At 38.2% G+C, this 7,703-nt stretch carries 7 protein-coding genes and 2 pseudogenes; 5 read left to right on the forward strand and 4 right to left on the reverse strand.

What is annotated here, in order from left to right; translation table 11 throughout:
* Positions 1 to 79 precede the first annotated feature (79 nt).
* The 3 genes and pseudogenes from radC to BAZSYMA_RS03685 all read right to left on the reverse strand — a co-directional run bounded on the left by radC (position 80) and on the right by BAZSYMA_RS03685 (position 4,236).
* A pseudogene (gene radC, locus BAZSYMA_RS10355) lies at positions 80 to 1,291 on the reverse strand (RadC family protein).
* A gap of 13 nt (positions 1,292 to 1,304) precedes the next feature.
* The gene (gene lpdA / locus BAZSYMA_RS03680; protein WP_090715729.1) at positions 1,305 to 2,708 is read right to left on the reverse strand and encodes a dihydrolipoyl dehydrogenase; all 1,404 of its coding nucleotides are present in this window, start codon (positions 2,706 to 2,708) and stop codon (positions 1,305 to 1,307) included.
* A complete protein-coding gene (locus tag BAZSYMA_RS03685; protein ID WP_090715731.1) occupies positions 2,701 to 4,236 on the reverse strand; it encodes a dihydrolipoyllysine-residue acetyltransferase in 1,536 nt (511 codons plus the stop codon). The genes lpdA and BAZSYMA_RS03685 overlap by 8 nt, the downstream gene beginning before the upstream one ends.
* A 72-nt stretch (positions 4,237 to 4,308) precedes the next feature.
* Between BAZSYMA_RS03685 and BAZSYMA_RS03690 the strand changes: the two genes are divergently transcribed.
* Positions 4,309 to 5,226, forward strand: a complete 918-nt coding sequence (locus tag BAZSYMA_RS03690; protein WP_090715734.1) for an ABC transporter ATP-binding protein — start codon at positions 4,309 to 4,311, stop codon at positions 5,224 to 5,226.
* Positions 5,227 to 5,229: 3 nt separating this feature from the next.
* A complete protein-coding gene (locus BAZSYMA_RS03695; RefSeq protein WP_090715737.1) occupies positions 5,230 to 5,988 on the forward strand; it encodes an ABC transporter permease in 759 nt (252 codons plus the stop codon).
* On the opposite strand, the gene plsY is transcribed toward BAZSYMA_RS03695, so the two are convergent.
* Entirely contained in the window at positions 5,978 to 6,562 is a 585-nt protein-coding gene (gene plsY, locus BAZSYMA_RS03700; protein WP_090715740.1) for a glycerol-3-phosphate 1-O-acyltransferase PlsY, read from the reverse strand. The two genes, BAZSYMA_RS03695 and plsY, sit on opposite strands and share 11 nt — an antisense overlap.
* 41 nt (positions 6,563 to 6,603) lie before the next feature.
* Between plsY and folB the strand changes: the two genes are divergently transcribed.
* The 3 genes and pseudogenes from folB to BAZSYMA_RS03715 all read left to right on the forward strand — a co-directional run.
* Complete coding sequence (gene folB / locus BAZSYMA_RS03705; RefSeq protein ID WP_090715743.1) at positions 6,604 to 6,966, forward strand: dihydroneopterin aldolase; 363 nt, start codon at positions 6,604 to 6,606, stop codon at positions 6,964 to 6,966.
* 8 nt (positions 6,967 to 6,974) lie between these two features.
* Positions 6,975 to 7,469 (forward strand): 2-amino-4-hydroxy-6-hydroxymethyldihydropteridine diphosphokinase, encoded by a 495-nt coding sequence (gene folK / locus BAZSYMA_RS03710; protein ID WP_090715748.1) that lies wholly within the window; start codon positions 6,975 to 6,977, stop codon positions 7,467 to 7,469.
* Positions 7,466 to 7,703 (forward strand): annotated as a pseudogene (locus BAZSYMA_RS03715) (thiol:disulfide interchange protein DsbA/DsbL); the annotation flags it as partial. The gene folK and the pseudogene BAZSYMA_RS03715, both read left to right, overlap by 4 nt.

Below are 7,703 nucleotides of genomic sequence, written 5' to 3' on the forward strand. Positions count from 1 at the left end.
CGAGTGCTTGGGTGAATAGATTCTTGCATTTTTTAACCGTCCTTTTTGAGTGTGTGGTAGAGTGTTATTTTAAATGGGGTTACCCACTCAGGATTTGAAAGAACCGTTTTTGTAATTCATCATAAATAACTTTAATTGTCTTGCCCTTGTCATGAGTTTTTAAATTTTTTACATTTTCCAAAATAAATGCTTTTGGTTTTTTTTCTTTTAAAATTCTAACAATATCAAAAAATAAATTACCCCTACCGCCTTTGTCTTTAAAGCCTTACCTATATCCAGCAACAGAAAAAGGTTGACAAGGAAAACCTGCAAATAAAAAGTCAAAATTAGGGATATTTTTTTCATCTACTTTGGTAATATCGCCTGCAAAATTCCCTGAATAAAATAAATCTTTATTATGTTTTAAAAAATTTGCTTGATAAGTTTTACGAGCATTTTCATCAAATTCTGAGGCAAAAACGCATTTTCCTCCTAAATTTGAAGCGGCTAAATGAAAGCCGCCAATACCTGCGAATAAATCAATAAAGGTAAATTTTGGTTCATTTTTATAAATAGACTTCTTTGTCTCAAACTGATCAAATATTCCCATTTGAAAGCCATCCCCCATATAATCAATGGTTTTATTATGTTTTAATTCTTGGTAAAAACTATTATGCCCGTTTTTGGCTATGATGACAAAATCTAATAATGCAATACCCATTATTTGCCCTGCTTTGCCGATATTTTTGGCAACTTGTTTATCTTGTCTACTAGGAGTTGGGTTGCCACTTGGATGGTTATGAATAAGAATTATATTGGCGGCTTTATTTTTCAAAGCGCTGGAAAAAATCTCTCGTGGATGAATAAGACTTTTATCTAACAATCCAATGCTTAAAGTTTCTTTTTTAATTGGTGCATTACGGCTGTCAAGGTGTAGGCAAATTAAATGTTCTTTTTTCTTGTCTCTAATATCAAAAGCAAGTGTCAATACATTTTGTACATTCTTGATTATTAAATCAGTGCTATTTTGCTCTTGGTAAAAACGCTTTATTAGGGCAACTGCGCTATAAACTTGTAAGGCTTTGGCTTGTCCAATGCCTTTAACTGCTAACAAATCATCAATGGTGATATTGAGAAAATCCTTATTAAATTTGGTAATAATAGTTTTGGCTAAGGTTTGGACATTGATACCTTTGATGCCACTACTAAGTAAGATGGCTAGAAGGTCTGTCTTAGATAAGGCATTAGAGCCTTTTTTGAGTAATTTTTCTCTAGGGCGGTCAACTTCAGGAATGTCTTTTATTTTTGGCATATTCAAAAATAAATCACCTTTTCTTTGGTGGTAATAAATCCGTAATCGTGCCTTCTGCCATTTCAACAGCGAAAGCAGTGGTTTCGCTCAGTGTTGGGTGGGCGTGGATGGTGAGTGCAATGTCACTCATATCACAGCCCATTTCAATGGCAAGGGTGGGTTCAGCGATGAGCTCACCTGCATTGGTGCCACAGATGCCCATGCCTAGGATGCGGTGGGTGTGTTTGTCGAATATGGCTTTTGATACGCCTTCACTCCTACCGATGCTGAGGCTTCTACCTGAGGCTGCCCAAGGGAATTTACCGACTTCATATTCCACACCTTCGCTCTTTAGTTCTTTTTCAGTTTTCCCTGTCCAGGCGACTTCTGGGTCGGTGTAGGCGACAGATGGAATGGCGAGTGCATCAAAACCTGACTTGTGTCCACAGATAACTTCAGCAACAACTTTGGCTTCATGAACGGCTTTGTGGGCGAGCATTGGTTGACCAATAATATCACCGATGGCATAGATATTTGAGATGTTGGTTTTCATTTGCTTGTCAACATTGATAAAACCCCAATCATCAACATGCACACCTGCTTTTTCGCAGTCAATGAGTTTGCCATTAGGCGTGCGCCCGATAGAGACCAAGACTTTATCAAAGCTATCAAACTCTGGGACATTTTTGCCTTTAAAGCCGACTTGAATACCGTCTTCTTGTGCTTTCATACTGGTAACTTCGGTGCTTAAGAAAATATTGGCATATTGTTTTTTAATGCGTTTGAATAGTGGGTTAACAATGTCTTTATCTGCTGCTGCGATGAGTTGGTCTGAGAGCTCAACCACAGTGATTTCACTACCAAGTGCTTCATAAACAGTTGCCATTTCTAAACCGATAATACCACCACCAACAATGAGCAAGCGTTTTGGCGCATTCTCTAAATCCAGCGCATCGGTTGAGTCCATGACGCGCGGGTCATCAAACGGGAAGGCGGGTATTTTAGTAACACGCGAGCCAGCAGCGATGATAGCCTGTTCAAATTCAATAACCTCGTTAGTAGCATCAATTTTGATTTGAGTATTGGAGATAAACCTACCATAGCCAGTAACGACTTGCACACCTCTTGCTTTTGCTAGGGCTTTGATACCGCCCGTTAACTTACTAACTATATCGTCTTTATTTTTGCGTACAGCGTCAATATCAATCTTTGGCTTGTTAAAGGTAACGCCAAGGTGTTTAGCTTCTTTAGCTTCGTTGATAATTTCTGCAGTATGTAATAGTGCCTTTGAAGGAATGCAACCTACATTTAGGCATACACCACCTAAGCTTTCATAGCGTTCGACAAGCACTACTTTTTTGCCTAAATCAGCAACACGAAAGGCAGCTGTATAACCACCAGGGCCAGAGCCGATAACAACAACTTGGGTTTTAATCATAATTTGCCTCGCTTAAGATGTTGTTAAGTTCTGCCATAAAGCGACCACCTTGTGCGCCGTCAATAACTCGATGGTCATAAGACAAGGCTAGTGGGAGTGTTAATTCTGGCGTGAATTCTTTGCCATTCCAAATGGGTTTATTGACTGAGCGAGACACGCCCAAAATAGCAACTTCTGGTGCGTTGACAATCGGTGTAAATTGCGTACCGCCAATACCACCAAGACTGGAGATGGTAAAACCTGCGCCCTGCATATCTTTAGGACTGAGTTTCCCCTCACGCGCTTTGGCAGAAGTCTCTCCCAACTCTGTGGCAAGTTCAAGCAAAGATTTTTGTTCAACATTTTTAATCACGGGTACTACTAAGCCATTTGGCGTATCCATAGCGATACCTAAATTAAAATATTTTTTGATGATTAAGTTTTCACCAGATTCATCCAATGAGGCGTTAAAGCGTGGATGAGATTGAAGTGCTTGAATCACCGCCTTCATAATAAATACCAATGGCGTTAGTTTAATGCCTTGTGCTTTTTGCGCTTGTCGGTAGGCCTCCATTTTGTCAATATTGACTTCATCAAACTGTGTCACATGTGGAATATTGAGCCAGCAGGCAGTTAGATGTTTACCTGAGAGTTTGTTAATTCTGGATAATGCTAATGTCTGTGTTTCACCAAATTTAGAGAAGTCAATGTGTGGCGTTTTAGGTAGCGCACTACCCATACCACCTGATGCCATAATTTGTTTTACATAACCCTTAAGGTCAGCGTCTAGTACTCTGCCTTTTTGCCCTGTGCCAGTGACATTGGACAAATCCACACCTAATTCTCGTGCCAATTTGCGAATAGAGGGGGAGGCATGAGAGGCTCCCTTAGGTATTGTTGATACTGATTGATCTAAGGTTTGTGGTGGTGTTGCGCTTGCAGGTTTTGGCGCAGGAGCGGACGCAGGTGTAGAGACTGGCTCTGGCGCGGTGTCTTTTGTTGCTACTATTTCAACGCCTGTACTTTCAATGTTAAGGATTAAATCACCTAGTTTAATTTTGTCGCCTAATGTGACATTAATATCAATCACTTTACCTGTGACAGGGGTTGGGATTTCCATTGATGCCTTGTCACTTTCCAAAGTGATTATGCTATCTTCTGCTGATAGTTCATCGCCTGCATTGACAAGAATTTCAATCACTTCAACTTCATCAAAGTCACCAATATCGGGTACAACTACAGGGATGATTTTTGGTTCAATATCTATTACTTCTGCGACTGATTCTTCACTTGTATCAGCGTTGTCTTGCTCAGTTTGAAGTGCTAAAAGCACATCGCCTTGTTTGATTTTATCGCCTAGGGCAATGTTTATTTCAGTGACTACACCCGCCCAAGGGGTTGGGATTTCCATTGATGCCTTGTCACTTTCCAAAGTGATTATGCTATCTTCTGCTTCAATTGTATCGCCAACAGATACTAAAATCTCAATAATTTCAACTTCGTCAAAGTCACCAATATCGGGTAATTGTATATTTTTAATTTCAGACATAAGCAAATGTGCACTTTTTTAAAGTGTGTAATTATCGCATAAATCATCAAAACTAACGGATAATGTTTGCCTATGTCAGCTGCACTTACCATTAAATCACTTAGCAAAATTTATGCCAATAATTTTTATGCCTTAAAAGGTATTGATTTGTCGGTAGAGCAAGGCGATTTTTTTGCACTTTTGGGTAGTAATGGTGCGGGTAAAACGACAGCTATTGGCATTATTTGTGGCTTGTTAAATAAAACTCAGGGCGATATTCAAATATTAGGACTCAATCAAAATACCTATGTAAATGATATTAAGCGTTTGATTGGTTTGATGCCGCAAGAATTTAATTTTAATCTGTTTGAACCTATTGAAGAAATACTGATTAATCAAGCAGGTTACTACGGTATCTCGCGTACAGATGCTAAAGTCCAAACAGAGATTTTGCTCAAAAAAATGCAACTTTGGGATAAACGCACAGATATGGCTAAATCTTTATCAGGTGGCATGAAGCGTCGTTTAATGTTAGCAAGGGCACTCGTTCACCAGCCAAAAATATTGATTTTGGATGAACCGACTGCAGGTGTTGATGTTGAGATTCGTCGCTCTATGTGGTCATATTTAAAAGAGCTTAATCGCTCGGGTGTGACCATTATTCTAACGACACATTATTTAGAAGAGGCAGAGTCCTTGTGTCGTAATATCGCAATTCTTAATGAAGGTAAGGTGGTTGAGCAAACCAGTATGAAAAAATTGTTAGCCAAGGTATCGCATCAAGTTTTGATTTTAGAAAGTTTAAGTGTGTTGCCAGACAATATTGAGCAAGCGCAATTTAGCTGTGAAAGATTGGATGATTATTCTTTACAAGTGACATTAGAAGTTAGCATAAATATTACTGATGTTTTGCAAAGCCTATCTAAGCAAGGCATTAGTGTTGAGCATATTCGTAGCACACAGAATCGTTTGGAAACACTGTTTTTGAATCTAACAAACAAGGCGGTATAAGATATGTGGATTGCTTATAAAACCATTGTTATTAAAGAAATTTTACGATTTTCACGCATCTGGGTGCAAACGATTTTCCCACCGATTATTACGACATTACTTTATTTATTGATTTTTGGTGGCTTGATGGGGCAACGCATTGGACTGATGCAAGGCGTGGATTATTTGCATTTTATTATTCCGGGCGTTATTTTGATGACGGTTATTCAGAACTCATATGCAAATACGGTAGCTTCGTTTTTTTTGGCGAAGTTTAACCGCAGTATTGAAGAAATATTGGTCTCGCCAGTGCCCTATTGGGTAATTTTGCTGGGCTATGTTTCTGGCGGTGTTGCGCGTGGTTCTGTGGTTGGTATGGGGGTGTTTTTTACAGTTTTGCTCTTTGTTGATTTTGAGATTTACTCAATTTCAATTACTTTAATGATTTTTTTATTAACGGCTATTTTGTTTTCTTTGGCGGGTTTTATTAATGCGGTATTTGCGCAATCATTTGATGATATATCCATTGTTCCAACCTTTATTTTGATGCCGATGATTTATCTTGGTGGGATGTTTTATAGCGTTGAAATTCTGCCAGAATCTTGGCAAATTGTCAGTCAGTTTAATCCCATTTATTATATGGTTGATAGCTTTAGATTGGGGCTTTTAGGTGTGAGCACTGTTGATTTTACAATATCACTTTCAATGTTACTGGCAATGATCGTTATATTGGTTACAATGTCGCTTTACTTGCTTAAAAAGGGCGTTAATATCAGGGCTTAATCTTACCTTCATCACCTGATAGCATACGGGTAATGTTACTTCTGTGAGTATAAAATATCCAAACACATATTAAAGTAACAACATAAGTGGACTCTAGGTCTTTGGCGCTTGAAAAGTAAAAAATTACAGGCGTTAGTAGAGTAGCGATTAATGCAGATAATGAAGAAATTTTTAGCACTTTGGCAACAAAAAGCCAAGTCAGCGCAAAACTTAAACCAATTAAATAGTTTAAGGCAAATAAGCCACCTAAGAAGGTTGCCACACCTTTGCCACCTTTAAAACCAAAGAAAACTGGGTAAACATGACCCAAGAAAGTCGCCAATGCAATTAGCGTCATTGTTAATAAATCAGCCCCTAAATATCGTGCAATCAATATTGGAATAACACCCTTAAGCCCATCACCAATAAGTGTGATAGCGGCAGCTTTTTTACCGCCAATACGCAGAACATTAGTTGCACCTGGATTGTTAGAGCCTTCGGTGCGTGGGTCGGGTAAACCAAAGGACTTACAAACTAAAATAGCACTAGAGAGTGAGCCGATTAGATAGCCAGCGATAATCAAAATAGGTAACATAGCAAACTTATTGTAAAAAATATTAGGACTCTGATGATACTATGGATATTGTTTTTATTCAAGGATTAAAAATTGATTGTGTAATTGGAATTTACGATTGGGAGCGAAAAATCCGTCAAGATATCACCTTGGATATTGAGATGTCTACCGATATTAAAGTTGCTAGTGAGACTGATCATATTGATCAGACACTTGATTACAAGGCAGTGTCTAAACGACTCATTGAATTTGTTCAGGGTAGTGAATTTCAATTAGTAGAAACTTTGGCAGAGAAAATCACGCAAATTATCATCAAAGAATTTGGCGTGGAAAAAGTAAAACTCACACTCAACAAAGGCGAAGCAGTGACTGGTGCTAATGGCGTGGGTGTGATTATTGAGCGTAGTCACGCTAATTATTCATAATCATACAAATGGCCCATATCCACATTAATATTGGCTCAAACCAAAACCGCAGGAAAAATATTTTTCAAGCGCTAGATGCCTTACGGCTTAATTTTTTTGATGTAGTATGTTCCGATATTTTTGAAAGTAATGCGATAGGGTTTGAAGGCGCTGATTTTTACAATATGGGGGTAAATGCGACAACAGATTTAAGTGTTGTTGATGTGCTTAGCGTACTGCATACAATTGAGAATAACCAAGGCAGGGACAGGTCTCAACCAAAATTTTCTTCTAGGGAAATTGACCTGGATTTGGTGTTATATGATGAAGTGATTGATAAGACAAATAATTTACCTAGAGATGATATCTTGCAATACAATTTTGTACTAGCACCATTGGCGCAACTTAATCCAGAGAGTGTGCATCCGCTTGAAAAGAGAACTTATCAGCAATTATTTGCAACTACAACACCATTAAAATCGTATAATATTCAAATCTTAGAATATGGAAGGGACAAATCATGAAAAAAATATTAATTATCTTATTGTTTGTATTCAATGCTGCTGCATATGCTGATTATGAGGCGGGAATGGATTACATAGTATTAGAAAAACCCGTTCAGACTGTTACGGGTGATAAAGTTGAAGTGCGTGAGTTATTTTGGTATTACTGCTCGCATTGTTATAATTTAGAGCCAACACTTAACGCTTGGTTAAAAAAATTACCAAATAATGCTGAATTTATACGCCAGCCAGCTG

The organism is Bathymodiolus azoricus thioautotrophic gill symbiont, from assembly GCF_001298715.1.
Classification (GTDB): Bacteria; Pseudomonadota; Gammaproteobacteria; order PS1; family Pseudothioglobaceae; genus Thiodubiliella.

Coding starts and splice junctions, on each gene's coding strand:
- BAZSYMA_RS03685 (WP_090715731.1), bottom strand. CDS start 4,236: ATGTCTGAAATTAAAAATATACAATTACCCGATATTGGTGACTTTGAC.
- lpdA (WP_090715729.1), bottom strand. CDS start 2,708: ATGATTAAAACCCAAGTTGTTGTTATCGGCTCTGGCCCTGGTGGTTAT.
- folB (WP_090715743.1), top strand. CDS start 6,604: ATGGATATTGTTTTTATTCAAGGATTAAAAATTGATTGTGTAATTGGA.
- BAZSYMA_RS03690 (WP_090715734.1), top strand. CDS start 4,309: ATGTCAGCTGCACTTACCATTAAATCACTTAGCAAAATTTATGCCAAT.
- folK (WP_090715748.1), top strand. CDS start 6,975: ATGGCCCATATCCACATTAATATTGGCTCAAACCAAAACCGCAGGAAA.
- BAZSYMA_RS03695 (WP_090715737.1), top strand. CDS start 5,230: ATGTGGATTGCTTATAAAACCATTGTTATTAAAGAAATTTTACGATTT.
- plsY (WP_090715740.1), bottom strand. CDS start 6,562: ATGTTACCTATTTTGATTATCGCTGGCTATCTAATCGGCTCACTCTCT.